Annotated in this window: 27 protein-coding genes; 15 read left to right on the forward strand and 12 right to left on the reverse strand. The window is 55.2% G+C overall.

Annotation, left to right across the window (positions count from 1 at the left end; genetic code table 11):
- Positions 1-56 precede the first annotated feature (56 nt).
- From alc to ACOOGA_RS11215, 4 genes are read right to left on the reverse strand one after another with little or no spacing between them, the layout of a single operon-like run.
- Positions 57-1,046, reverse strand: a complete 990-nt coding sequence (gene alc / locus ACOOGA_RS11200) for an allantoicase (protein WP_417459593.1) — start codon at positions 1,044-1,046, stop codon at positions 57-59.
- An 18-nt stretch (positions 1,047-1,064) separates the two neighbouring features.
- Complete coding sequence (gene uraD / locus ACOOGA_RS11205) at positions 1,065-1,586, reverse strand: 2-oxo-4-hydroxy-4-carboxy-5-ureidoimidazoline decarboxylase (RefSeq protein ID WP_417459594.1); 522 nt, start codon at positions 1,584-1,586, stop codon at positions 1,065-1,067.
- Complete coding sequence (gene puuE, locus ACOOGA_RS11210) at positions 1,583-2,506, reverse strand: allantoinase PuuE (RefSeq protein ID WP_417459595.1); 924 nt, start codon at positions 2,504-2,506, stop codon at positions 1,583-1,585. The genes uraD and puuE overlap by 4 nt, the downstream gene beginning before the upstream one ends.
- A 20-nt stretch (positions 2,507-2,526) precedes the next feature.
- Entirely contained in the window at positions 2,527-3,264 is a 738-nt protein-coding gene (locus tag ACOOGA_RS11215; RefSeq protein WP_417459596.1) for a GntR family transcriptional regulator, read from the reverse strand.
- A 240-nt stretch (positions 3,265-3,504) separates the two neighbouring features.
- Between ACOOGA_RS11215 and uraH the strand changes: the two genes are divergently transcribed.
- From uraH to ACOOGA_RS11250, 7 genes are read left to right on the forward strand one after another with little or no spacing between them, the layout of a single operon-like run.
- Positions 3,505-3,861 (forward strand): hydroxyisourate hydrolase, encoded by a 357-nt coding sequence (gene uraH, locus ACOOGA_RS11220; protein ID WP_417459597.1) that lies wholly within the window; start codon positions 3,505-3,507, stop codon positions 3,859-3,861.
- Positions 3,862-3,915: 54 nt separating this feature from the next.
- The gene (xdhA, locus tag ACOOGA_RS11225; RefSeq protein ID WP_417459598.1) at positions 3,916-5,394 is read left to right on the forward strand and encodes a xanthine dehydrogenase small subunit; all 1,479 of its coding nucleotides are present in this window, start codon (positions 3,916-3,918) and stop codon (positions 5,392-5,394) included.
- Positions 5,387-7,726: a xanthine dehydrogenase molybdopterin binding subunit gene (xdhB, locus tag ACOOGA_RS11230; RefSeq protein ID WP_417459599.1), complete on the forward strand. Its 2,340-nt coding sequence runs from the start codon at positions 5,387-5,389 to the stop codon at positions 7,724-7,726. Before xdhA ends, xdhB begins: the two co-directional genes overlap by 8 nt.
- Positions 7,726-8,505 carry a xanthine dehydrogenase accessory protein XdhC gene (gene xdhC, locus ACOOGA_RS11235; protein ID WP_417459600.1) on the forward strand — a complete coding sequence of 260 codons (780 nt, stop codon included), beginning with the start codon at positions 7,726-7,728 and terminating at the stop codon, positions 8,503-8,505. The genes xdhB and xdhC overlap by 1 nt, the downstream gene beginning before the upstream one ends.
- Before the next feature lie 20 nt (positions 8,506-8,525).
- A complete protein-coding gene (gene aceB / locus ACOOGA_RS11240; RefSeq protein ID WP_420428720.1) occupies positions 8,526-10,121 on the forward strand; it encodes a malate synthase A in 1,596 nt (531 codons plus the stop codon).
- An 18-nt stretch (positions 10,122-10,139) separates the two neighbouring features.
- Positions 10,140-11,330: a urate hydroxylase PuuD gene (locus ACOOGA_RS11245; RefSeq protein ID WP_417459602.1), complete on the forward strand. Its 1,191-nt coding sequence runs from the start codon at positions 10,140-10,142 to the stop codon at positions 11,328-11,330.
- A 9-nt stretch (positions 11,331-11,339) separates the two neighbouring features.
- Positions 11,340-11,837 (forward strand): ureidoglycolate lyase, encoded by a 498-nt coding sequence (locus ACOOGA_RS11250; RefSeq protein ID WP_420428722.1) that lies wholly within the window; start codon positions 11,340-11,342, stop codon positions 11,835-11,837.
- Between the two features lie 2 nt (positions 11,838-11,839).
- On the opposite strand, the gene ACOOGA_RS11255 is transcribed toward ACOOGA_RS11250, so the two are convergent.
- The 3 genes from ACOOGA_RS11255 to ACOOGA_RS11265 all read right to left on the reverse strand — a co-directional run bounded on the left by ACOOGA_RS11255 (position 11,840) and on the right by ACOOGA_RS11265 (position 13,056).
- Positions 11,840-12,433, reverse strand: coding sequence for a GNAT family N-acetyltransferase (locus ACOOGA_RS11255; protein ID WP_420428724.1), 594 nt, complete (start codon positions 12,431-12,433; stop codon positions 11,840-11,842).
- A gap of 126 nt (positions 12,434-12,559) precedes the next feature.
- Positions 12,560-12,781, reverse strand: a complete 222-nt coding sequence (locus ACOOGA_RS11260; protein ID WP_417459605.1) for a YqaE/Pmp3 family membrane protein — start codon at positions 12,779-12,781, stop codon at positions 12,560-12,562.
- Positions 12,782-12,840: 59 nt separating this feature from the next.
- The gene (locus tag ACOOGA_RS11265) at positions 12,841-13,056 is read right to left on the reverse strand and encodes a DUF3126 family protein (protein WP_417459606.1); all 216 of its coding nucleotides are present in this window, start codon (positions 13,054-13,056) and stop codon (positions 12,841-12,843) included.
- A gap of 181 nt (positions 13,057-13,237) precedes the next feature.
- On the opposite strand from ACOOGA_RS11265, the gene ACOOGA_RS11270 reads away from it, so the two are divergent.
- Both ACOOGA_RS11270 and ACOOGA_RS11275 read left to right on the forward strand, forming a co-directional pair.
- Positions 13,238-13,633: a hypothetical protein gene (locus ACOOGA_RS11270; RefSeq protein ID WP_420428726.1), complete on the forward strand. Its 396-nt coding sequence runs from the start codon at positions 13,238-13,240 to the stop codon at positions 13,631-13,633.
- Positions 13,634-13,736: 103 nt separating this feature from the next.
- A complete protein-coding gene (locus ACOOGA_RS11275) occupies positions 13,737-14,234 on the forward strand; it encodes an MmcB family DNA repair protein (protein ID WP_420428728.1) in 498 nt (165 codons plus the stop codon).
- Here the strand turns inward: ACOOGA_RS11275 and ACOOGA_RS11280 are convergent.
- Positions 14,218-16,272, reverse strand: coding sequence for an HD domain-containing phosphohydrolase (locus tag ACOOGA_RS11280; RefSeq protein WP_417459609.1), 2,055 nt, complete (start codon positions 16,270-16,272; stop codon positions 14,218-14,220). The two genes, ACOOGA_RS11275 and ACOOGA_RS11280, sit on opposite strands and share 17 nt — an antisense overlap.
- A gap of 155 nt (positions 16,273-16,427) precedes the next feature.
- Here ACOOGA_RS11280 and ACOOGA_RS11285 point away from each other — a divergent pair, with 155 nt between their 5' ends.
- Together ACOOGA_RS11285 and ACOOGA_RS11290 are read left to right on the forward strand one after the other, a co-directional pair.
- Entirely contained in the window at positions 16,428-17,111 is a 684-nt protein-coding gene (locus ACOOGA_RS11285; protein WP_417459610.1) for a transglutaminase-like cysteine peptidase, read from the forward strand.
- Between the two features lie 67 nt (positions 17,112-17,178).
- Positions 17,179-18,510 (forward strand): hypothetical protein, encoded by a 1,332-nt coding sequence (locus tag ACOOGA_RS11290; protein WP_417459611.1) that lies wholly within the window; start codon positions 17,179-17,181, stop codon positions 18,508-18,510.
- Between the two features lie 4 nt (positions 18,511-18,514).
- On the opposite strand, the gene ACOOGA_RS11295 is transcribed toward ACOOGA_RS11290, so the two are convergent.
- The 4 genes from ACOOGA_RS11295 to ACOOGA_RS11310 are packed head-to-tail and all read right to left on the reverse strand — an operon-like array spanning position 18,515 to position 21,931.
- Positions 18,515-19,063, reverse strand: a complete 549-nt coding sequence (locus ACOOGA_RS11295; RefSeq protein WP_417459612.1) for an ActR/PrrA/RegA family redox response regulator transcription factor — start codon at positions 19,061-19,063, stop codon at positions 18,515-18,517.
- Entirely contained in the window at positions 19,060-20,397 is a 1,338-nt protein-coding gene (locus ACOOGA_RS11300; RefSeq protein ID WP_417459613.1) for an ActS/PrrB/RegB family redox-sensitive histidine kinase, read from the reverse strand. Before ACOOGA_RS11300 ends, ACOOGA_RS11295 begins: the two co-directional genes overlap by 4 nt.
- 9 nt (positions 20,398-20,406) lie before the next feature.
- The gene (locus ACOOGA_RS11305; protein WP_417459614.1) at positions 20,407-21,381 is read right to left on the reverse strand and encodes a hypothetical protein; all 975 of its coding nucleotides are present in this window, start codon (positions 21,379-21,381) and stop codon (positions 20,407-20,409) included.
- Positions 21,362-21,931, reverse strand: a complete 570-nt coding sequence (locus ACOOGA_RS11310) for an ankyrin repeat domain-containing protein (RefSeq protein WP_417459615.1) — start codon at positions 21,929-21,931, stop codon at positions 21,362-21,364. Before ACOOGA_RS11310 ends, ACOOGA_RS11305 begins: the two co-directional genes overlap by 20 nt.
- Before the next feature lie 153 nt (positions 21,932-22,084).
- Between ACOOGA_RS11310 and ACOOGA_RS11315 the strand changes: the two genes are divergently transcribed.
- Genes ACOOGA_RS11315 through ACOOGA_RS11330 form a run of 4 tightly spaced genes read left to right on the forward strand, consistent with a single transcriptional unit; the run spans position 22,085 to position 24,470 of the window.
- Positions 22,085-22,669: an SCO family protein gene (locus tag ACOOGA_RS11315; RefSeq protein ID WP_417459616.1), complete on the forward strand. Its 585-nt coding sequence runs from the start codon at positions 22,085-22,087 to the stop codon at positions 22,667-22,669.
- Between the two features lie 8 nt (positions 22,670-22,677).
- Positions 22,678-23,106, forward strand: coding sequence for a YcgN family cysteine cluster protein (locus ACOOGA_RS11320; RefSeq protein WP_417459617.1), 429 nt, complete (start codon positions 22,678-22,680; stop codon positions 23,104-23,106).
- A 39-nt stretch (positions 23,107-23,145) separates the two neighbouring features.
- Positions 23,146-23,769 (forward strand): hypothetical protein, encoded by a 624-nt coding sequence (locus tag ACOOGA_RS11325; protein ID WP_417459618.1) that lies wholly within the window; start codon positions 23,146-23,148, stop codon positions 23,767-23,769.
- On the forward strand, positions 23,766-24,470 hold the full coding sequence (locus ACOOGA_RS11330; protein WP_417459619.1) for a M48 family metallopeptidase: 705 nt from the start codon (positions 23,766-23,768) through the stop codon (positions 24,468-24,470). The genes ACOOGA_RS11325 and ACOOGA_RS11330 overlap by 4 nt, the downstream gene beginning before the upstream one ends.
- Positions 24,471-24,472 lie beyond the last annotated feature (2 nt).

The following is a 24,472-nucleotide window of genomic DNA, read 5'->3' on the forward strand; positions in this document are numbered from 1 at the left end:
AATTCGCCAGCAAAAACGCCGCGTGCTGTATTATAAGGTTTTGAGCTAGTGTCAGGTTAACAGTGGATTTTGCCAAACAGGCGTAATCTGCTGATGCCACCGTCCGGGTAAATATTGATCCGGACATGACTGATGGGGCCACAGCCTGCAAGCGGCCTCAGGTGATGCTCATTGTCGGCAGATAACGGTTGCTTGTCGAGAAGCTCGGCCCAGAACTGGCTTTGCACAGGCAGGCTATCGTCCGTTCCACCATCAACGAGTGCACCTTGAAGCGAAATATGGCTTGGGAAATTGCCTTTGAAAAAGGCTGTGTCCACAAGGATATCCTCAATGGTGCCCACATGGCCGAGGGCGAGGATCGCCCAGTCGTTGCCGGGTTCCCGTCGTCTGCGGGTCTCCCAACCGTCTCCCATATTGAGGCCTTTACCGGGCAGGGTGATGTTGGAGAGCACGCCAAAATGTTCATCGTTGGCCACAATCGCGCGACCACCGTTTTCCATCGCCAGCAGGTCGAGCGTTTCATCCTCACTAACCGCAGACCAGTCTTTGTCCATAACGCCATACACGCGCAGGCGCGCGACGCCGCCATCCGGGTATATGTTCAGCCGAAGGTGAGTCCATGCGGTATCACTTTTAACAGCGATCATATGATGGCTGTTGCCGTTAAGGTTGGTGGCGGGGACCAGCTCGGTCCAGACCGTGTTGTCACCCGGCACATCACTGCGGGCGACACAGGCATCAATGCTGGCGGCGGGCGGAAAGTTGCCGGTGAAATGGCTGGTGTCGATATCAACCCCTTTCACATAACCGGGGCCGCCAAGCCGGATGATGGCGTGATCATACCCCGTGCCGCGTTTGCGGCGGCTTTCCCAGCCGTCCATCCATTTGCCGTTGTCGTCATATTTACCTGGGATAAACACGGCGTCTGCCGGATCAATCAGGCGCGCTTTATCAGCAAAAAAATCATCTGTTGCAAAGGTGACTTCGGCGCCGATGCGGGGGTTGGCGAGGTTGACAAACTGGCGGCTGAACGATGTGTCAGACATGGGTTTCACTTTCCGGTGTTATGAGCAGAGATCGGCAAGGCGGAAGCTTGCAATCTTGTGAATTTCTGTGAGGGCCGTTTCAAACTCAAGCGCGCGGTCATGGTTCAGGCGGGCACGAAAGGCCGCGAGAATGCTGTGACGGTCATGCCCTTTTACCGCGATGATAAAGGGGAAACCGAATTTTTTCTTATAGGCTTTGTTAAGTGTTTGAAACTCAGCGAATTCTTCCGGGCTGCAGGTATCTAGTCCGGCGCCTTTTTGTTCGGATTTAGACTCGTCTGTCAGTTCACCGCGCACGGCGGCCTTGCCTGCAAGATCCGGGTGCGCGCAGATAAGTCTGAGTTTCGCGGGTTCATCTGCAGCCTCAACAGCATTTCGCATGGCGTCATGCAGGGCATCTGCGACGTCGAGGTTATCACCGTTTTTGACCTGCCATGCGGCTTCGGCAATCCAAGCGGAATGTTCGTAAATGCCGCCATATGTTTCCATGAAGGCTTCTTTGGTGGCTTTGCTTGGGCGAATTTTCAGTATATCGCTCATGCGCTTTCGCCTGTATAGGGATGATGCTCATGCCAGTGGCGTGCAATATCTACGCGGCGACAAAACCATACCTGATCAAAGCTTTTGGCATAGTCAAAGAAGCGCTCAAGCGCCCGAATGCGACCGGGCCTGCCAATCAGCCTGCCGTGAAGTCCGATGGACATCATTTTAGGGGCCTCTGCACCTTCCTCATAAAGCGCATCAAAGCTGTCACGCAGATAAGTAAAAAACTGGTCGCCGGAGTTGAAACCCTGCACGGACGCAAAGCGCATGTCGTTTACATCCAGCGTGTAGGGGATCACAAGGTGGGCCCCGTTTTCCATGCGGGACCAGAAGGGCAAGTCGTCTGAATAATCGTCGGCGTCATAGAGGAAACTACCATGCTCAGCCACCAGCCGTCGTGTGTTGGGGCTGGTGCGGCCCGTATACCAACCGAGCGGTGCCTCGCCTGTGGTTTCCGTGATAATGTGTACGGCCTCAACAATATGCTGGCGTTCTATCTCTTCCGGTACATTCTGATAGTTGATCCATTTGAGGCCGTGTGAGCAAACTTCGTGGCCCTTCTCAATGAATACTTTGCCCATTTCGGGGTATCGTTTCAGCGCGTCTGCTACCGCAAAAACGGTGACGGGAATGTCGAATTTATCAAATAGGCGCAGTAGCCGCCACACACCCGCGCGGCTGCCATATTCATAGACGGACTCCATGCTCATGTGGCGTGCATTTTCAACTACCGGCGCGCTTACGATCTCGGAGAGGAAGGTTTCTGCCCCTGCGTCACCGTGCAGGACGCAATTTTCGCCACCCTCTTCATAGTTCAGCACCACCTGCACGGCGATGCGAGCGCCGTCCGGCCAGTTGGCGTTTGGTACGTTGGGGCCATATCCCTTCAGGTCGCGTGGGTAATCGGTCATGCTCATGGTTTGTCTCTTGGCTTTCTTCAGGAGGCTTGCGCACCGTGAAAAATCTGGTGCAGGTCCTGCCCGCTATGGCGTGTACCGAAGTTGAGGCCTGCTTCGATTGCGTCCAGATGATGCAGGAGTATGCGTGTTGCCGCGCCACTATCACGTGCTTCAAGTGCCGCAACAATCTGGCTGTGGTCATCCCCCTTGCAGTTGGGTGCGCTGCGCCTGTGCTTGCCATATAGTGTGATGATAAGCGACGTGCGGAACACCAGTTGTTCCAGGAAATGATACATGGGTTCATTGCGGGCAATGCGGGCCACATGCAGATGAAATTCACCTGTCAGCCTGATCCACTGTGCGATATCGGCACGGCGCAGGGCTTCCTCTTCAAGGGCAAGATGGTTCCTCAGGGTTTCAATGTCTGCCTTGGTGCATTTCTTTACCGCCTTTTCAATCAGCGATGCCTCAAGCGCCCGGCGCGCTTCAAACACTTCCTGCGCCTCTGTTGGGCTCGGGGAGGCCACAACGGCGCCCTTATTCTTCTGCAATTCGATAATATTGTCGCGGCTCAATAACAAGAACGCCCGGCGTACCGTAGTGCGGCCAGCGCCAAATACACTACAGAGCGATTCTTCGGTCAATTTGGTGCCCGGCGCGAGCCGCTGCTCGAGCACGCTGTCACGAATGCGACGGCAGATCTCATCTTCTGTGATGGTAGCCTTTTTGGTGGAAGGCCTGTCTGTAGCTGATGCCGGTTTGGGGTGCATGGTCATTGTATCGCTCAGGTCGTTATTGGGTTGGTATCGGGCTCACTATCGGGAAATCCATGAAAACCAAGGCGTTAACGCGATGGTCGACCGTCATGTTTTTCGCTGAGATGGCTTGGATTGTCTCGTATCTGTATAAATTGTCAACAATTATGTATCTTTTATGTCGATGATATTCTTTACAAATCCTGATTATTCGGTCAGTCTAAACTCGAAATTCCTCAAACCAATCTGCGAGGCATAACGATGGGACGGTTAACCACCCACGTGCTGGACACTGCAAACGGGTGTCCGGGCGAAGGCATAAAAATAAGGCTGTATTTGCTGGGGGCTGACGGCAGTCGCTCACAGATCAGGGAAGTGCTGACCAACAGTGACGGCCGTGCCGACGCGCCACTTCTGGAGGGTGCTGACTTCAAGGTTGGCAACTATGAGCTTGAGTTTGATGCGGGGGCTTACTTCCGAAACCGTGGAGCAAAGCTCGCTGATCCCGCGTTTCTGGACGTTGTGCCCATACGGTTTGGCATTGCGGATAAGGGCGCGCACTATCATGTGCCACTTTTGATATCCCCTTATGGCTACAGCACATATCGGGGAAGTTAGAGAAATGGTCAGGAAAGTGATGGCCAAAAAAGCGATGATCAGGGAGGGGCTGCCATGTCCGGCACTGTAAGGTTTCTGCTTGATGGTCGTTACCACGAGCTACAGAACCCGGACCCGACAAAAACGGTCTTGAATTTCCTGCGCTATGAGCTTGCGCGCACGGGCACCAAAGAAGGCTGTGCAGAGGGTGACTGCGGCGCTTGCACCGTTGTGCTGGGTGAGTTGGTGGACGGCATACTCCGCTACCGGGCGGTGAATGCCTGCATCTTGTTCGTGCCGACGCTGGACGGCAAGGAATTGATCACCACTGAAAGCCTGAAGTCGGCTGACGGCACGCTTCACCCGGTGCAGCAGGCACTGATTGACACTCATGGCTCACAGTGCGGCTTCTGTACTCCTGGTTTTGTGATGTCGCTTTATGCGCTTTATGAAGAGGGCGGCGTGCCGGACCGTGCGCGTATCAATGATGCGCTGGCCGGGAACCTTTGCCGCTGTACCGGTTATGGGCCTATCATCGACGCTGCAAAACGCATGCAGGAGTTACGGGTGGTCATTGACGCCGATGCGCTGCATGACCGCATGGATGCACTCAAGGCCCTGAAGCGCCACGAGATGTTGAAGCTGAGCTCAAAAGGCGGCTTGACGGGTAATCTGAAGGAATATTACGCACCCGTAACCATTGGCGAATTATCAAATATTTCATTAGCTTATCCAGATGCAACATACCTTGCGGGGGGTACAGATGTTGGCCTTTGGGTGACCAAACAACATAAGGAACTGAGCCAAGTTATCTATGTCGGTGACGTGGCAGAGCTTCGGGAAATCTCGATTACCGATCAATCGGTTGAAATAGGCGCAGGTGTAACCTATTCAGACGCGATGGAGGTGCTCGGGAAGTTCTATCCGGATATGGGCGAGCTGATCCGGCGCATTGGGTCTGTGCAAATCAGAAACAGCGGTACCATTGGCGGCAACATCGCAAATGGCTCACCGATTGGCGACAGTATGCCTGCGCTGATTGCGGCAGGTGCTACCCTCACCCTGCGCATGGGCGAGATGGAGCGCACCATGCCGCTGGAGGACTATTTCATCGATTATGGCAAGCAGGACCGTATGCCGGGCGAATTTGTGGCCAGGGTTTCCGTGCCCAAACCGCATGAGGGGCAGCACTACCGGGCCTATAAAATCTCCAAACGGTTCGATCAGGATATCTCTGCCGTGTGCGGGGCTTTCTCTCTCACGCTTGAAGACGACCTTGTCAGCGAAGTGCGCATCGCGTTTGGCGGTATGGCGGCAACACCCAAACGTGCCCGCGCGGTTGAAGGTGCGCTCACCGGTAAAACATGGTGCGAAGAAAGCCTTGAGGCCGCATTGGCCGCCTTTGATGAGGATTTTGCGCCGATCAGTGACATGCGGGCGAGCGCCGAGTACCGCATGATGGCGGCGAAAAACCTGCTCCGGAAAGCATTCCTTGAGACAACGGAAGGCGTGGCAACGAGGGTGCTTGATTTAGAGGAGGTGGCCCATGGCTGATGTCAAAGCAGAGCCCGTGGCGGTATCCGAGATTAAAGGCGCGGTGCATAAAGAACTGAAGCACGACAGCGCCCATAAACATGTCTCAGGCGAGGCGGTTTATATCGACGATATGCCTGAGCCCAAAGACATGCTGCATATCTATGCCGCGATGTCTGAGCATGCACATGCCCGTATATTGGCAATGGACCTTGAGGCCGTAAAAACTGCCAAAGGTGTGGCCTGCGTGATTGCCGCCGGTGATATCCCCGGCCACAATGACGTGAGCGCGTTCGCAGGTGACGACCCCTTGTTTGCTGACGGGTTGGTTGAATATATTGGCCAGCCGATTTTCGCCGTCGCCGCAACCAGCGTTGAGGCGGCAAGGGCTGCGGCAAAGCTTGCCCGCGTTGACTATGAGGCCTTGCCATCGCTCACCACCATTGATGCGGCACTTGAGGCCAACAGCGCGATTGAGCCGATGCAAACCCTGGCCCAGGGGGATGCAAAAGCAGCGCTCGAGGCCTCACCAAACCGCCTGTCAGGCAGCTTCCGTATCGGGGGGCAGGACCACTTCTATCTGGAAGGTCAGGTCGCCTTCGCCCGACCGGAGGAGGACGGCGATGTGCATGTCTTTTCCTCAACTCAACACCCCAGCGAGGTTCAGCATCTCGTGGCGCACGTGCTTGCTAAACCCACAAATGCTGTAACCGTCGAGGTGCGGCGCATGGGCGGCGGGTTTGGGGGCAAGGAAACCCATCCCGCCATATTCGCGGCAATGGCGGCGCTTGTTGCGGTAAAAACAGGGCGCCCTGCGAAACTCAGGCTCGACCGGGATGACGATATGATCATGACCGGCAAGCGGCATGATTTCCGCTATGATTATGACGTGGGTTTCGATGGTGAGGGCCGCATCACAGGCATGGCGATTGAAATGGCGTCGCGTTGCGGGCGTTCAACTGATCTGTCCCCCGCGATCAATGACCGTGCCATGTTCCATGCTGACAATTGTTATTATCTGAGCGATGTGGAGGTTAAATCTCACCGCTTGAAAACCCACACGGTATCAAACACCGCCTTCCGTGGTTTTGGCGGGCCGCAAGGCATGTTGGGTATTGAATGTGTGATGGACGAGATCGCGCACAATCTCGGGAAGGACCCCTTGGATGTGCGGCGAGCGAACCTCTATGGCGGTGAAAACCGCAATGTCACACCGTTTGGCATGACTGTTGAGGATAATATTGCGCCTGCACTACTTGATGCGCTGGCTGATAGCACAGATTATACCCGGCGGCGGGCTGAGATGCGTGCCTTCAACGCCAATAGCCCTTATCTTAAAAAAGGCATCGCGCTGACCCCGGTGAAATTTGGCATCAGTTTTACCACCACGCACCTCAATCAGGCAGGCGCCCTCGTGCATGTATATGCAGACGGCAGCGTGCACCTGAACCACGGCGGCACCGAGATGGGGCAGGGCCTTTTTGTCAAGGTCGCGCAGGTGGTGGCGGAAGAGTTCCAGATTGACGTGGACCATATCAAGATCACCGCAACCACCACGGCCAAAGTGCCCAACACGTCGGCGACGGCGGCATCCTCCGGCTCAGACCTGAACGGCATGGCGGCGCTGGACGCTGCCCGCAAGATCAAGGCCCGGCTAACTGATTTTGCGGCCGAAAAATACGATTGCCCAAAAGACAGGGTCACGTTCCGCAACAATAATGTCTATGTCGAGAACAAGGAAATACCCTTCGCAGATCTGGTGCGGGAGGCTTACCTCGGGCGGGTCTCACTGTCTGCCACAGGTTTTTATAAAACCCCCAAAATCCACTATGATCGCAGCAAACATAAAGGCCGCCCGTTCCTGTATTTCTGTTACGGCGCTGCGGTTTCCGAGGTGCTGATCGATACCTTGACCGGTGAATATAAGGTCGAGCGGGTGGACATCCTGCATGACACCGGCCGCTCACTAAACCCGGCGATCGACAAGGGGCAGATTGAAGGCGGCTTCATCCAGGGCATGGGTTGGCTCACCACCGAAGAGCTGGTGTTTGATAAGGACGGCCGGCTGCGCACACACGCGCCGTCCACCTATAAAATTCCTGCCTGCAGCGACAGGCCGGAGCATTTGAATATTGAGCTATATAAAAAAGGCCGCAATGTTGAGGCCACGATCCACCGATCAAAGGCAGTGGGCGAGCCGCCCTTCATGCTGGCGAATTCTGTGTTCCTTGCGATCGCAGACGCTGTGTCCGCGGCGTCGGATTATAAAGTGCGGGCATGCCTGAACGCACCTGCAACGCCGGAAGAAGTGCTTAAAGCAGTTGTGGCGGTGCAAAAGCAGGCACAAAGCTGATGACAGCCGGGCCCCAAGGCATAATGGGAATTCTGGTCACAATCAAAGAGACCAAAGGCTCCGTTCCACGTGAAGCGGGCACCACCATGTGGATTGAAGCCGCACGCACCGAGGGCACTATTGGCGGCGGTAATCTGGAATTTCAGGCGATTGAGCAGGCCCGCAAGCTTCTGGCGATGCCGGACAAGAGCGAAGCGACGCAGAAATATGCGCTGGGCCCGCTGTTGGAGCAATGCTGTGGGGGCTCAGTTGTGCTGTCGCTTGAAAAAATGAGTCGGGGAAACGGGGTGGCTGCGCGCAAGAAAGCGATGGCGGCTGAAACGCGGTATCCGCTGTATATGTTTGGTGCCGGGCATGTGGGTAAGGCGGTCGTAAACGCTGTTTCCCCATTGCCGTTCAAGGTGGCTTGGGTGGACCAGCGGGCGCATGAATTTCCCACAGACGTGAGAGATATCGTGGCGCAAGATCACACCTCAAACCCGGTTGATGTGGTCGAGGCGGCGGAAAGTGGGGCACTGTTTCTCATTTTCACCCACAGCCACCAGCTGGACTATGAGATAGCGGCGGCGGCGCTGAAGCGGGGCGATGCACGCTATGTCGGGCTTATCGGTTCCGAGACAAAACGCGCGCGCTTTGAAAGCCATGTGAGGAAAGATGGGGTTCTGAACGATGAAGAGCTTAAAGGGCTCACATGCCCCATTGGTGTTTCGGGCATTGAGGGCAAGGAACCAGAGGTGATCGCGGCCGCAGTTGCCGCGCAGCTGTTGCAGCACCTTTGAAGGTACGAGAGGCTAGGGAAGTGAGTAGTGATAATCTGAAAATTACGGGCCCCAAAGTGGCGGGTGCCAATGAGATTTTGACCGAAGGCGCGTTGAAGTTTGTCGCTGAGATAGAAGCGCGTTTTGGGGTGCGGCGGCGGGAGTTGATGGCAGCACGCGCGGAAGTTCAGCGCGGCTTCGACAAGGGCTTGTTGCCAGATTTCCTGCCTGAAACTGCGGAGGTGCGTGCAAGAGAATGGCATGTGCGCCCGGCCCCGGAGGCACTGCTTGATCGGCGGATTGAGATCACCGGGCCAGTGGACCGGAAGATGGTGATCAACGCGCTCAACTCGGGCGCAAACTGTTTCATGGCCGACTTTGAGGACAGCTCGACCCCCACATGGGAAAATATGATCAGGGGGCAGATCAACCTGCGGGACGCTGCCCACGGTACTATCAGTTTCACCAACCCCGATACTGGGAAGCAATATGCGCTGTCGGATGAGACAGCTGCCCTTCTCGTGCGGCCGCGCGGCCTGCATATGCTTGAGCAACATGTGCGGCTTGATGGCAAGCCTATTTCAGCCGGGTTCTTCGATTTCGCCTTATTCCTGTTTCACAGCGCTGAAAAGCAGGTAAAGCGGGGCGTTGGCCCATATTTTTACCTGCCGAAAATGGAACATCACCTTGAAGCCCGCCTTTGGGAGGATGTGATTGCTTTTGCGGAAGATCATCTATCGCTTGCGCGTGGTACGGTGCGGGTGACAGTGCTCATAGAGACGATAACGGCTGCGTTCCAGATGGATGAGATTCTCTATGAACTCAGGGATCATATTGTTGGCCTGAACTGTGGACGCTGGGATTATATCTTCAACTTCATCAAGCGTTTTGCCTGTCGCCGTGACTTTGTGTTGCCTGACCGCGCAGGTGTGGGCATGGACCAGCACTTCCTTAAAAGCTATAGCCAGCTTCTGATCAAAACCTGTCACCGGCGCGGCGCCCATGCGATGGGCGGTATGGCAGCGCAGATACCCATCAAAGGGGACGCAGCCGCCAATGCAGCCGCCATCGCCAAGGTGAAAGCAGACAAGGAGCGCGAGGCCAAAAACGGGCACGATGGCACCTGGGTTGCGCATCCGGGCCTTATCCCGACAGTGCGCGAGGTGTTTGACCGGGTGATGCCAGGGCCTAACCAGCTTTTTAATGCACGCGCGGACGTGGACGTGACGCCGCGCGATCTTCTTGATGTGCCCGAAGGGGTCATTACCGAGGCTGGTGTGCGCAGTAATATCAGCGTGGGGTTGATGTATGTTTCGGCCTGGCTTTCAGGCATGGGCTGTGTGCCTATTCACCACCTGATGGAAGATGCAGCGACGGCGGAAATTTCCCGCACTCAGCTGTGGCAGTGGCGTACCCATGGCGCCAAGCTGGATGATGATCGCTTGATCGACGCCGCGCTGCTTGAGGCCTTGATTGGTGAAGAAGTTGCTGCCCTGCAGGCGCAGGAGTTCACGGGGCGCGAGCGGCTTGATGATGCGGTTTGCCTTTTCACCAAATTGGTGATGGATGAAAGCCTGGAAGAATTTTTAACCACACCAGCGTATGACTTGGTGTTGTCGTATGAAGGTGCGGCCTGACGGCCCCAGGAGTTTTAAATGGACATTGATATTACCGCATGGCTGAGCCTTGCCATCCGTTGGCTGCATTTCATCACCGGTATCGCATGGATCGGCTCAAGCTTCTATTTCGTTTGGCTCGACAACCATCTTGAGGAGCCAAAGGAAAAGAAGAAGGGCATGTCAGGTGAGTTGTGGTCTGTGCATGGTGGTGGTTTTTACCACAAGCAGAAATATGCCGTTGCGCCTGAGCAGATGCCCGAAAAGCTTCACTGGTTCAAATGGGAAGCCTATTTCACCTGGATGAGCGGTTTTGCGCTATTGGCTGTGATCTATTATCTCGGGGCGGAGTTGTTTCTGATCGATAAATCCAAGATGGATCTCACGCAATTTGAGGCCATTGGTATCAGCCTCGCGTTCCTCGTTGGTGGCTGGGTGTTTTATGACGGGCTTTGTCGTTCCCCCATCGGGCAAAACAATAAACTCACGGGTATCATCTGGTTCTTCTCCCTCGTCGCGGCGGCTTATGCGCTCACGAATATTTTCTCTGACCGCGCTGCGTTCATTCATGTTGGTGCGATTGTCGGCACAGCGATGGCCGCCAACGTATTTATGGTGATTATCCCGAACCAGAAAAAGGTTGTGGCGGCGCTCACCGCTGGTGAAGCCCCTGACCCACGCCTTGGCCAGATCGGCAAACAGCGCAGTTTGCATAATAATTACATGACCCTGCCGGTGCTGTTTTTGATGATCTCCAACCACTATCCGATGACATTTTCCAACCCCTATAACTGGGTTATCGTGGCGGGCATTGGCCTTGTGGGTGTGATGGTGCGGCATTTCTTCAACCTGCGCCACAAGGGACAATCAAGCCCCGGGCTTGTCGCAGCTGCGGCCCTTCTCTTCATATTGATCGCCATGTTTGCCGCTGACGTGGAGAAACGTGACCGTCCCGATGTGGCGGCGGGTGATGCATCTTTCAAACGCGTACAGGCTATTGTTGGTAAACATTGCACCAACTGTCATGCGGCAGCACCAACTCATGAAAGCTTCGAGGAAGCCCCCGGTGGTGTCATGCTCGACCGGCCAGAGTTGATTGAGCTTTATGCACCGCGGATCATGGAGCAAACGGTGAAGGCCGATATCATGCCGCTTGGTAATGAGACTGGCATGACCGATGAAGAACGCGCGCTGATCGGTAAATGGATTGAAGAGGGTGCGAAGCGCTAAGGAGTCACCATGCGAGTATTGACCGCAGAACCGTTGACAGCTGACGTTTTCAAACCTTTCGGGGATGTGATTGAAGCGACAGATCGAGTGCGCCAGTTTGGTATCAATTACGGGAATACGGTTAGGTTTCATGATCTCGCGCTTGTTGACGTAGATGCAAACCGTGGTCGCGCAGGCATGAGCATCTTTCGCTCAACCCCGCTGCCGCTACCGGTGTTGATTGAGCTGATGGAATATCATCCACTTTCAAGTCAGGCGTTTATGCCGCTTGGCCCCAAGCCCTATCTGGTGGTGGTTGCTCCAAAAGGCGATTTTGATGCCGCGCAAATACGCGCTTTCAAGGCAGAGCCGGGGCAGGGCGTGAACTATCATGCGGGTACATGGCATCACTTCTGTCTCGCTCTTGAGGGAGTCAGTGATTTTCTAGTCGTGGACCGTATTGGCGACGGCGATAACTGCGTCGAGCATCATCTGGATGAGGCCGAAAAACTCTCGGTGTCTATATAGGCTTAGTTAGCTTTGCGCCACATAAGCCACATGGGTGGGCATCCGTTGGCGGGCACTGCTTCTTCCAGTATCTCAAAACCATGGTTCTGGTAGAACGAAATATTCTGCTCTTTCGAGTTCTCGAGATACGCCGGCATGCCAGCAGCGTCTACACGTGTGAGGGCCTCGCGCATCAGGGCGCCACCTATGCCCTTGCCTTGCAGGCTTGGGTCAACGGCGATGGCGAACAGATAGAAATGCGGCGGGTGCAGCTTGCGCTTCTTCGCCATGAAGGCGTCGATCGCGAGCGAATTTTTAAGAGCCTGCAGGCCGCCGTGACGAATGATGCTTGCGCCGAGGCTGAGGTTCCCAAGGCCGTATCCCTTTTTTGCGCTAGGCGGTAACCACAGGGTTCCTGCCAAACCGTCTGCTGTGACATGGCCAAAACCACGGGTCAGGTAAAGGTATTCTGCCATGGTGGTGAACGTGGGTTTCATGGCACCTTCGCCAGCGAAAACCCACAGGTTGACTGCATCGTCTGCAAAACCTGTGGCGATTATCTGCCCGATTAGATCGTGCTCACCCCGTTCAAGCTGCCTGATGGACGGCGCCGCCATGTTGCCATTCCTTTAAAATGAAAATGTTTCATTTATGGAATGTGACACGGCGCACAGAGATGTGCAAGCTGCTCAGGTCGGCAGCTTGTCATATACAAGTAGGAGGTGGAGATATGCGCAGGCGGCTTATCGCCCGCGCGTTTCTTCAAACATTTTGCGTGTATTGCGGTCACGGACCACCATGATCGACCAGACAGCAAGTATCACCCAAACGATGAAACCAGCGCCTGCAAGGATGGTCAGGAACCACGCAATGACCCAGATCACCGCAGCGAAGATCGCCTGAAATGGTTTCCCGCACAGAAGCAGCGCAAGCGGCGGAATAAGTAGAGCAAGAAGATAGAGCATGAATGTCTCCAGCCGCAGGCAGCCCCCCAGGGCAGTCTCGTTAAACCAGGGCAGTCTCGTTAAATTTGAGGCAGATCTTCCTCGAGCACACAGATAGACATGGCGTATGAAATTTCGCCTTCGTCATCATCGCGGTACACGACACCCAGAAATTCTTCGCCCAAAACAACCTCGACCGAGTCTTTCGCTTTAGGGCGACGGACCAGTTTGATCATGTTGTTGTTAAATTTAGCCTGCAGGTATGCCTGCAAGCGCGCGATTTCATTTGGGCTCACTGTATGCTCCTTGTTCCGCATTGGTTTGCCTTGGTTTATCGAAGGCAGGCCGGGTATTGCAAGCAAAACCGGCCCAAAACTTCAGGTCAATATAATCCTAGTTGCATTTTTGCCCTTAAAGTCTTGTTAATCTGATATATTTATTAACAGTGTTTCCTGCAACGGTAACAGAAGAAGATTTATGGCTGGCGAACAAGGTGACTATTCATACGCGGACGATCAGGAACTGGTCGATCAATTCATGACATGGACAATCGATGCCGTGAAAGAACTGCGTGAGATTACCACCGAGATGGAAGCGTCAGGCACGGACCAGGGCAAAGCTGACCGTGTTTATGACATCAGCCATAATATCAAAGGCATGGGCTCGAGCTTCAATTTTGGGCTGATGACCACTGTGGGTACGTCCTTGTGCCGCTATATCAAAACCGCAGGTGAGAATGCCAGCGCGCGCGGCGTGGGGGCTCATGTCCGCATTTTCGAGGTGGTACTTGAGAACAAGATCACGGGCGAAGGTGGCGAAAAAGGCCAAGCACTTGTGAACCGGCTCGCCGAGATCGTTGCGGAAGAAAGTTAAGCTTTCCATTTGTTCCCTTTATGTTCTTTTTTCTTGCGCCCAAACTGAAGCTTTGAGATGCTTTCCTGTGATTCGCAAAGACGCCGATTGCAGGAGAAACCTCATGACCAGCACAGAAGTTGTTACCCGCGGGGCGACACGCCTGCTTCTGGAGCTTGGCTATGCGCCCATCACTGAAGTGCCGCTTACTAATGGACGACGGGCTGACATTGTGTCGCTGGACCCAAAAGGGCACTGCATGATTGTGGAGGTGAAGTCAGGCCTTGCTGATTTCCGTAGTGACCACAAATGGCAGGAGTATCTCGACTACGGCGAAGAGTTTTATTTCGCGGTTGATCAGGACTTCCCGCTTGAGGTTCTGAATGAAGAGACAAGCCTGCCGGACATTACCGGTATTATGATAGCGGATGCTTATGGTGCAGAAATTCTTCGCTCCGCTGCCAACCGGCGCATGAACGCGGCACGCAAAAAAACACTAACCCTCAAGATGGCACGGCTTGGCGGTATGCGCCTCGCGGAACAGGTGACGGGCGCACCGGGTTTGACGCGTCCAGGTTCACTAGCCCCGAGTTCAACACCCCTGATCAGGGGCCCTCTTTAACGACCTGCGTATAACTCTGCCAACGGCTGCGGCCGTCCTTGTTTTCCAGGATATTCTGCAACGCGGCTACCGTGCGGCGCTCATAGCGCTTGCCTGCGTCTCCGTTCAGGATATCAAGCGCCTTGTCAAAGCCGAGCCCTTCACGGTGCGCGCGTGCGGACACCATGCCAACAAAAGCGTTGGCAACGCTAAGCACTCGGGCGCCGGGCTCGATAGCTTCGCCTTTTTTGCCGTCGGGTTCGCCTGAGCCGTCCCAGTTTTCGCGCATTTCACCAAGGATGGCCGCCACCGGCCCTTTGAAGTCGAGCCCCGCCACAAGGGTTGAGCCCTTTTGCATGCTTTCACGCACAAGGGCGATCTCCTCATCCGTCAGCCCGCTCTGTTTGGTCAAAATCTCGGTTGGCACAAAAATCTTGCCAAGGTTCACCAGCTGGCCCGCGATACGCACGCTTTCACATGTGTCTGCGTCCCAGCCCATTTCTGCGGCGATGGCAGAGGCAACGTCCGCCACACGAACAGAGTGGTGTTTGCTCCAGGGGTCGCGCGCATCAATGATCTGGGTGAGGGTGCTGACAAGCTGTTTGAAAAGCGTTTCAGACTGTTCCTTCGCGCGCACCAGAGACGAGATATCCTGCATCACCAGAAGGGCATTCGCCTTGTCCTGGCCAGCGCCTTCAAGCGGCAACAGCTGGGTTTGGAAAATGCGTTCAGCGTCGCCCACCGGCAAGGTGAGCTGCATCTCGGAGCTTTGGCCTTTGCTGACCGACTTAAGGCCGCTGCGAAGCTTGTCCGCCGTGTCGCTCTTGAAAGCAGTATCCAGCCGGCGATTGGTGAGGTCTGAAACGGATATATCCGTCACCTCGCCCAGCTTCTTGTTGGCAAAGCGCACGGTCAGGTCACTATCAAGCGCGGCGATTGCCGTAGGCTGGCTGTCGCTTACAGATTGAAGGAACCGGCTCAGGGCCTCATTCTGTTTGGAAAGCGCCGCTTGTTCCCGGTAGCTGGCCTGAAGGCGGATGGAAACACCGTGCCGCCACACAAGCACGAGACCGGCGAGCACAAAAAGCGCCGCCAGCGACAGCGTGATAATCAGGCCGTTGCGCCGTTCGTTAATCTCGGACAATGCCTCCTGTGCGCTGATCGTGCGTACCAGAACCCAAGGCACCGGGGCCGAAAGCTCCCGACCTGTTACCAAAACTTTCGTCCCTGCATAATTGGGGCGCATACCAAAAGCACCCGGCGCGGTGGCGGCAAATGCGGCCGCTGCATCCCGCCGGGCTTCGCCAACACGGCCACCTTCTGCAAGCGGCGTCAGGGGAGTTACAAGGTCATCCTGCCCGCGAACCACAACATAGGTTTCGCCTGTCTTGCTGGCGGCACCGGGTTGTTTGAGTGTGTTCAGGAAATCACTGTCCAAAGGTCGGGCGCCAATCACCCAATTGATGGCCGCAGGGTCGCCCGCCATGCCTTCGGATGCCACAACAGGCGCACCAAAAATCACCAGTGGTGTTTTATCTTCAAGTTGTGGCCCAACGGCGATGAAAGATCCGCGCGCATCAGACGGCCATTCGCCGGGGCGCAGGATTGGCATGCCGCTGGTGGTCACCATGGCGCTGCCGTCACCGCGAAGGATGGCAAGGCCTGCGCGTTGTGGGCGTTTGATGTTGGCGGCCAACTGGTCAATGGCGGTTTTCTCTTGGAAACCTTCCCGTTCGGCTGCAGCGGAGAGAAGCGCGAACACATATCCGCGTTGGCCTTCGGCCGCTTCGGGCATGTCATCCATCCCGCCCGCGTAAAGCTGGATCGTGGCGTCGCTCGCCAACGCTTCCACGCTTGCGAGGTAGCGGTTCAACCAGGCAGAAACCTCGGTGGCGCGGCTGTCAGCGATAAGGTTGATCCTGTCCTGCCAGCGCATCATATCCTGTTCAGCTTCTGATTCGGCGAATTTGAGAATCGCGAAAAAACCGAGTGCGGCGACAGCTAAAATGCCTGCCCCCGCTATCAGAATGGATTTGCTGCCGTTTTTTTTGCCTGCCATAAGTTGCCCCCTGTGGCCGGAAGACCCGGTCCTTTTCCCTGCATCACCTCGGACAATAGTCTAGCCCGGTAAGGAAGTGACTTGGAACATCAAAATCATCACACTATGTTTAAACGCTCTGCCTTCGGGCACAAACAATTTTGGTACGGGATTATATGTCAGGCTTGCTGCGCTCGCTTACAATCTGTGTAGTTTTGCTGCTTTTTGTCGCTGAGCCACAGGCGTGGGCGCAGGTCCGCATGGGAGGCTTGTTTGGCAGCATGGAACTGCGGTCCACCAATATGACCAAGTTTGCCAAATGGACCGAGATGTGGCAGCGCCACAACAAACCAAAAACATTGCCTGAAGCGCCCACAGGAAGCGCCGCAGAACGTTGCAGAGGGGCGGGGCGTGTGGTTTGCAGTCGCGAAGCGTGGGATGTTTTTGTTGGCGAACAGCAGGAAACGCCGGCCCGTGAACAGTTGGATGCTGTGAATGCCTATATGAACCGGGCGGCCTATATCGTTGACCCGGTGAACTGGGGCATTCCGGACTATTGGGCAACGCCCGACGAGTTCTTCCTTAAGGACGGAGACTGTGAAGATTACGCCATCAGCAAATATATCACCCTTAAGCGTCTGGGCGTCGATCCGGAAAGCATGCGCCTTGTTATCCTGCAGGATGAAAACCTGCATGTAGCGCACGCGGTACTTGCGGTCGAACTGGAGGATGTAACCTATATCCTTGATAACCAGATCGATAGCGTCTTGCCCGACACCCAGATTTTGCATTACAGACCAGTTTATTCGATCAATGAAAGCGCGTGGTGGTTGCATCGGGTTAAGAAGTTTTCAGGGTAAATTAACTTAATTTATCTTATCATCCGCGACAGCAGACACCGTAGGGCAAGGCTGGATTAATATCTACGTGAGCAAAGACCTGACATCGCTCGACCGCATGGTTGACTATGTAAAGCAGTTGCGGCGCCACGCCGAAGGGCGACGCGCGGTTCATATTCGCCTGTCTGCGCTTGAGCGCTATTTCCGTGAGGAACATTACCGCTTGTTTGCAGCCGCCGCCCTCAGGGGGGTGATCACGCGTTTTGGGGCAACCATGTTTGCACTTCCCAACGCCGATCTGGTGCTGATCACAAAAGACGCGAGCGTGCATGACATTGACCCCTCTCTGAACGCCATTCGTCGCAAGTTGAAAGATTCCTCGCTTATCGCATCCCTCGACCCGGTTCAGGGGGTGAGCGACGAGTTTGTCGTCTGGTTTGACCTTGAAGCTGACTATGAAGAGTTCAAGAATTACGCCGAGCAATTGAGCGATTTGTTGCGGCTTGGCGAAACGGCACCTGAGCAGATGGGCGAAAACAGTGAGCTGACGCTCAAGAAAGTTGGTAGCAAAAAGGGCCCGAAAGGCTTGATCAAGCCGCCGGAAGATGACAGCCCGCCTATGGCGTATCAGCCCAGCCATGTGCGCATGATGCCGGTGATACCGCCTGCGAAGGAAGAAGTTACCGATCGAGACCTGGATCCGGAACTTTTGCTGACCCTGACAAAAGCGCTGCAGGGCGCGGATGTTGCGGGTCTGCTGCGCAAACAGTTCGTGAAGGCCATTTTGGGCAGCTCACCACCAATGCCTGTGCTGGAACACAAGTTTGTGCCGCGTAAGCTTGTCTATGAAACCTTGCTTGAGGGCCGAGTGCTGGCGGAAAACCGCTGGCTGTCCGGCTATATGGATGATCTTGTTGCGCGGCAGGTTCTGGCGTCCACACCCGGTATGACCAATGAAGCCTCGCTCGCATCCAGCATCAAGGTTACCAGCGCCGCGGTATTGTCTCCAGCTTTTGAGATATTCGAGAAGTCACTCGGCACACAGCGGCGTTCCAAAGTGGTGATCGAGTTTAGCGCGGTTGATGTCATTGCAAACCCTGTGGCCTACCAAGCGGCCATCGCCATGTTGCTTGGGGCCGGGTATCGGCTCTCAATAGGGGATTTGCACCCGCTTGCGTTTCTTGCCATTGATATCGAGCCCATGCAGGCCGCTTTTGTGAAAATCGCGCTGCCGCCCGGTAACAAGGTTGATTGGCTGAATAATAAAACCGAGACAGCAATTCAGAACAAAATCGACCGCGTCGGCAAGGCGCGGGTGATTCTTGATGGATGTGCGGAGCCGACGGATATCGACCTTGGCCATCTTTTGGGGATCACGCTGTTCCAGGGGCAGGCCGTAGACCCGATGATCTCCGCCTAACCGCTTACTGGGGGGACCGTTTTGCCAAGATGCGCTGCAACGTGCGCCGGTGCATGTTGAGCCGCCGCGCGGTCTCAGACACGTTCCTGTCGCACATCTCATACACACGCTGAATATGCTCCCATTTCACCCGATCTGCCGACATGGGGTTTTCTGGCACTGGTGGTGTTTGACCTTCTGGCGTCAGGAGTGCAGCGGCAATCTGGTCAGGGTCCGCCGGTTTGGCGAGGAAGTCCACTGCACCAGCCTTTACCGCCGCGACAGCGCTCGCGAGATTGCCGTATCCGGTGAGGATAATGACCCGCATATCAGGGCGAATTTGGCGAAGCGACGGTACAAGGTCGAGGCCGTTGCCGTCCTCAAGTTTCATATCCACCACGGCATACCGTGGCCGGTGTTGAGACGCGAGGATAGCACCTTCCTCAATGCCTTCTGCGGCATAAACCTTAAAGCCTCGACGCTCCATCGAGACAGTAAGCCGTGTGCGGAACGCTTTGTCATCCTCAACAATCAGCAGGCTTTTTTCGGTATGATCGGTGTGTGTATCGTTCATGCTTTTTTATCCTGTCGTGGTTCTTGCGGTGCAAACTCTAGCCGTCGCCTGGGCCATTCTATCAGAATTTCTGCACCGCCGGCGCTACCCATGCCAAATTCTACTGTGGCGCCTGTGCGTTCAAGCAGTGTTTTGGCAATGAAAAGCCCAAGGCCCAGCCCGCCGTCCCGTCCCGGTGTGGGGTGGCGCGTGGTGACATAGGGCTCACCAAGGCGGCGAATGATCTGCGGGTCGAAGCCGGGCCCATCATCGACGATGGTGATGGAAACTGTATCCTCATCCCATCCTGCGCTGACCTGAACGAGGGACGTTGCGTAGCCGACTGCATTTTCAACGATATTGCGTATGGCATGAATAAACTCAGGCGAACGTCCCACTCTCAGCGCACCAATGCCGTCAGCTACAAATTTGATTTTGATGCCGCGTTCTTCGTGCGGTGCGGCTGCTTCTCGCAAAAGGGCTTCAAGCTCGATATGGGTGAAATGCTCAGCGGAGCCTGCCTGCCGGTGCTCACGCAATTGCGAGAGGATATCGCGGCAACGACTGGTTTCCTGTACGATCAGCTCGAGGTCAGCTTTGGTATCACCATCGCCTTCCCATGTTTCCAACAATTCCTTGGAGGCGAGCAGGATGGTGCCAAGCGGGGTGCCAAGTTCGTGCGCGGCAGCGGCCGCCAATGTGCCAAGCGCCGCAAGCCGCTGTTCGTGCTCAAGCGCTGCCTGTGTGGCCGCCAGCGCCCGCGCCCGGTGGCGCCCTTCGCGCCCGACCCGCGCCATATAAAGCGCGAGGAACACAAGCGTAAAACACAGCGCGATCCAAAGCCCTGCGAGTAGAAGCGGGTCAATGCGCGGCGGGGTGCCGTCCCACGGTAGCGGGAAGGGCGTGAACGCCAGCGCGGTTACCAGTAGGAGCGAAAGCATGATCAGATATTTGGTGCTGCGCCGCCCGAGAATGGACGCCGACACGCTGGTGGGAGATATCATCAGCAGCGCAAAAGGGTTTGCGAGCCCACCGGTCACAAATAGAAGCGCCGCGAGGTGGACGAGGTCAAATGCCAAATGGGCGGCAGATTGCCGGTCATTCAGCCGGGTGTTTTTGTCCGCCCGGAAGGAAAACCACATGTTGATCAGCGCAGACACAAGCACAATAGGCAACGTGAAGTGCAGGAGCAGGTCAAACCGCAGCACACCGCCAACCACGATCAGCGCGAGAAGTTGGCCCGCGATACCCATCCAGCGAATCATCACAAGCGTGCCAAGCCGCACGCCGCCGCCATGGGGCATATCGAGATCAAACAGGATCAGGTCTTCATTGTCTTTTTTGTTTTGTGGCACCCGAATGTCCTAGTTTTTGGCCAGAAGAATCAACATCGCCATCATAATCATAACAAGCGCCATCCACGCGCCAGACGCTAAAAGAAACATGGCGGTCTGGCGGGTGTCGCTGCTTTCAAGCCGGGCGCGTCCATCCTTGGGGCCGAGCCAGCGTTTGGCTTTCCCCGACCCGCTTCCATCAAAACGAAAAGCGTAGCCAAGGCCATATGCCACAATTGAAAGCGGAATTATCCGCGACAAAATGCCACGAAGTCCGCCATGCCTAGTGCTTTCAGCAATGGGGCCGCGCGCTGCCCCCAATTTTGTGCCGGGCACCAGTATGGGTGCGAGTGAAAAACAAAGGCTCATTAAAAGCGCGCCGGGCAGGGCCATCAGGTCATAGAGCAGGATAAAAGGACGAGTGAAAGGTGCCTTGGGCCAGGCGGCGCTGGTGGGGTTAATACCGTCAAGGGCTACGCAGCACAGACGAAACGGTAGCATCAGTGCAAAACCACCGAGTGTGAACAACACCATGTTCGCGCCCCAGTCGCGCGTGATATTGAGCACCAGCTGCGCATTTCCTGTACGAAGGGCCGCATGCATACCTGCATTTTGTTTTTGAGCGGTGGCAACCGTTTCTTCCCACATGCCGCGCAGGTTGATGGACCGCGCGATGAAGAGGGCGGCAACGGGTGGGCCAAAAGGTTCCATCACCATGAAGGTGTTGAGAAGAGCGCCCGCGTATACAGCGATGGGAAACAGCACGACAAGGGTCAGTAAACCACGCAACTTCAAGGCACCCGGGCTTCGGTTTGCCCGGTCGAGCCGTTTTTTGAAGAAAGAAAAGGGCAGGTTAATCAGGGTGTCGGTGCTGGGCAGGCGGCCAAGAATTTTCTTGCCACCCAGCACCAGTTCAACGAGAAGGCCGAGGCTGAATAATAACAGCCAATCGGCATCAGCAGTTAAGAATGTGCCAACCAGCTCGTTAATAGGTCGCCCCCGCATCCTCTAGCGCCCGCACCATGCGGCGGTTCCGGTTCAACTTAGCATACTCGAGCGCGGTTTTGCCGGTAAGGTCCTGCACGTTGGGGTCGGCACCTGCATCCAGCAGTACTTCAACAGCCTTAAATTTGCGGCTGCGCACTGCCTTAATAAGCGGCGTTTCCTGCGCAATATCAGCCCGGTTCGGGTCGGCCTTGTAGCTCAAAAGCAACTGGATCATGGCGGTGTCACCGGCCACGGCGCGTTTCATCAGGGCTGTTTCACCGCGGTTGCGGTCCGCGAGGTCAGGATTGGCGCGATAATCAAGTAACAGCTTCATCATCGCCATATTGCCCTTCTCGGCGGCGATCAGAATCGCGGGAATACTGTCGCTGCGGCGGCGGGTGTCAGGGGAGGTTCCTTTTGAAAGCAGATCAGTCGCTTTATTGATGTCGTCCTCCTCAACCGCTTTAAGCAGGTCATACTGCGGGTTGATTGCCATCGACGGTGCGGTCACAGCGGTGACCCCCATAAGAAGGCAGACAAGCATCAGGGCGCGTTTGATCGCAAACATTAAGAACTCCATTTTCAATTATTTGTCATCACGTTGGGCGATATGCCGCATGTAAGGTGACATCTGGCCTTCATATTTCTATAACAACTCCACGATCACAAGGGTAAAGGGAGAAGTTTCTCCCCAACAGCGATCAATTTATGGAGATGTGGCATGAAAGTGATACGTATAGTGGCCTGGGCTGCCGTCGCAGCGGTTGCGATTTTTATGCTCGCGCAGAAATTTACCAGTAGCAAAGATGTTGGCGCAGCGCTTGGCGGCGATTTCACGCTGACGGCCCACACGGGCGAACGCATGAGCAACGAGGATTTTCGCGGCAAATATATGCTCATCTATTTTGGTTACAGCTTTTGCCCGGATGTATGCCCGCTTGAGCTTGCGAAGATGACTCGTGCGCTGCAGCTACTTGAAGACGAAGGTTTTGATACCTCACCCTTGCAGCCGCTTTTCATTACTGTTGACCCGGAACGGGATACCGTTGAAGCGCTGGACGACTATGTTACGGACTTCCATCCGCGCCTGATTGCACTCACGGGCACCATGGAAGAAATTCAAGACGTTGCGCAAAAATACCGTGTATATTTCAAGAAGCGGGTGCAAGAAGGCGTTGACGGGTATCTGATGGACCACCAGTCCTTTATTCTTGTGATGGACCCGAAGGGCGAATACCAGAGCCTGTTCTCTGCGCGTGATAACCCGGAAGACATGGCAAATGCATTGAAGCCGGTGTTGAAGTGAGCGAATTAATGCCTTTCTGGAAAGAAAAAAAGCTGCATGAGATGACCCGCGAAGAGTGGGAAAGCCTGTGTGATGGGTGTGGTAAATGCTGCCTTCACAAGCTTGAAGACGAAGACACGGGCGAAATTCACTATACCGATATCGCTTGCCGCTTTCTGGATGCGGAAACCACAGCCTGCAGCAAATATATGGTGCGTCAACGCTATGTGGGGAACTGTGTGGTGATGAGCCCGGACCTGCTTGATAAATTGCCGTGGATGCCTTCAACCTGCGCTTACCGTCTCTTATATGAGGGGAAGGATCTTTTTGACTGGCACCCGCTTGTCTCTGGCTCAAGGGACAGCGTGCATAAAGCGGGGCAGTCGGTTAGGGGCCGCGCTGTTGATGAGCGTGTTGCCGGCGATTATGAAGATCATCTGGTGGACTGGCCTGCCTGAGCACGCGGGCCATGCAGGTGGTGACATGGGGGAATAGTCTTGTTTTCTGCGATATTTATATCTGTATTCAAGGTGATGATACCGGTCGGTATCACCGCGTATTTCCTTATTGGCTGGATGCTGCACAGCGGCAAGATCGAACCTTTTGGTAACAAAAAAGAGCTGGAAGAAAAGCTCAAGGCGCTGAAGAAGGGCCGAAAGGAGCGCAAGGAAAAAGAAACCAACTTTGCGCTCAAAAAATGGATGACATTTGGCGGTGGCTTTTACGGCACCGCAGCTTTCTACACCTATTTTGTGATTGAGCTTCTGGAGATTATCAGTTTCCTTGGCAAGATGCTGAACCCGGCAAACTGGACGATCAATATCGGTATCGACCTCATCGTCAATTTCATAATCAACAGCATCATGAACTTCGTGTCCGCGATTCTCTGGTTCCAATATTGGGAGATTGGCGGCAATTCCTACATCTGGATCAACTTCCTCGCGGCTTATGCGGGCTATTTCCTTGGCAGCAAGATGGCAAACATTCATCTGGCCAAGGATGTGGGCCACCCGCAGCTCTGGCGCTGGTGGGGTGAGCAGAAAACCAATCATGCACAATCGAAAGCCAAAGCACAGGCAGACGCCAAAACACAGGCAGAGACCGGCGGCCGCGAAGGGTGAACGAGCCGCTTCATATCACGCTTTCAGGCGAGGAGGTGCCGGTTCGCGTGCGTCGAAGCGGGCGAGCAAAGCGCATGATCCTGCGCATTTGCGATATTTCAAAAGAAGTGAAATTAACGCTGCCGAAGCGTGCCAGCCTGCGTGCAGCACGCAAGTTTATGGAAAAACACACCTCATGGCTTGAGGACGCCCGGGCAGCACTGCCCACGGCACCTCTTGTGATGGACGGCACATTTTTCAGCTTTCGCGGGGTGCCGCACAGGCTTGAGTTCACCGATATGAGCCCGCGTAAGGTTACGCAGGGCGACGGTGTTATCACGGTTGGCGGCCCACGGGATATGGCGCCCAAGCGCTTGATGTCATGGCTGAAATCGGAAGCCAGAGCGCAGCTAAGGCGCTGTGCGGATCATCACGCCGAAGCGCTTGGCATAACGTTTGATCGTCTGGCGATTGGGGATATGCGGAGCCGGTGGGGCAGTTGCTCGAGCGCACGCACGCTGAAATTCAACTGGCGGCTGATCATGGCGGCGGACGAAGTGCTGGATTATGTTGTCGCGCACGAGGTTGCGCACCTTCTTGAGATGAACCACAGCCCCCGTTTCTGGGCCCATGTTGGCCAGCTCCGGCCCGATTATAAGATCCAGCGCAAGCGGCTTAAGGGCGCGGAAGGCCAAGCGCTTATGGCCGTGCGGTTTGAATGATT

The organism is Kordiimonas sp., assembly GCF_965216265.1.
Lineage (GTDB): Bacteria > Pseudomonadota > Alphaproteobacteria > Sphingomonadales > Kordiimonadaceae > Kordiimonas.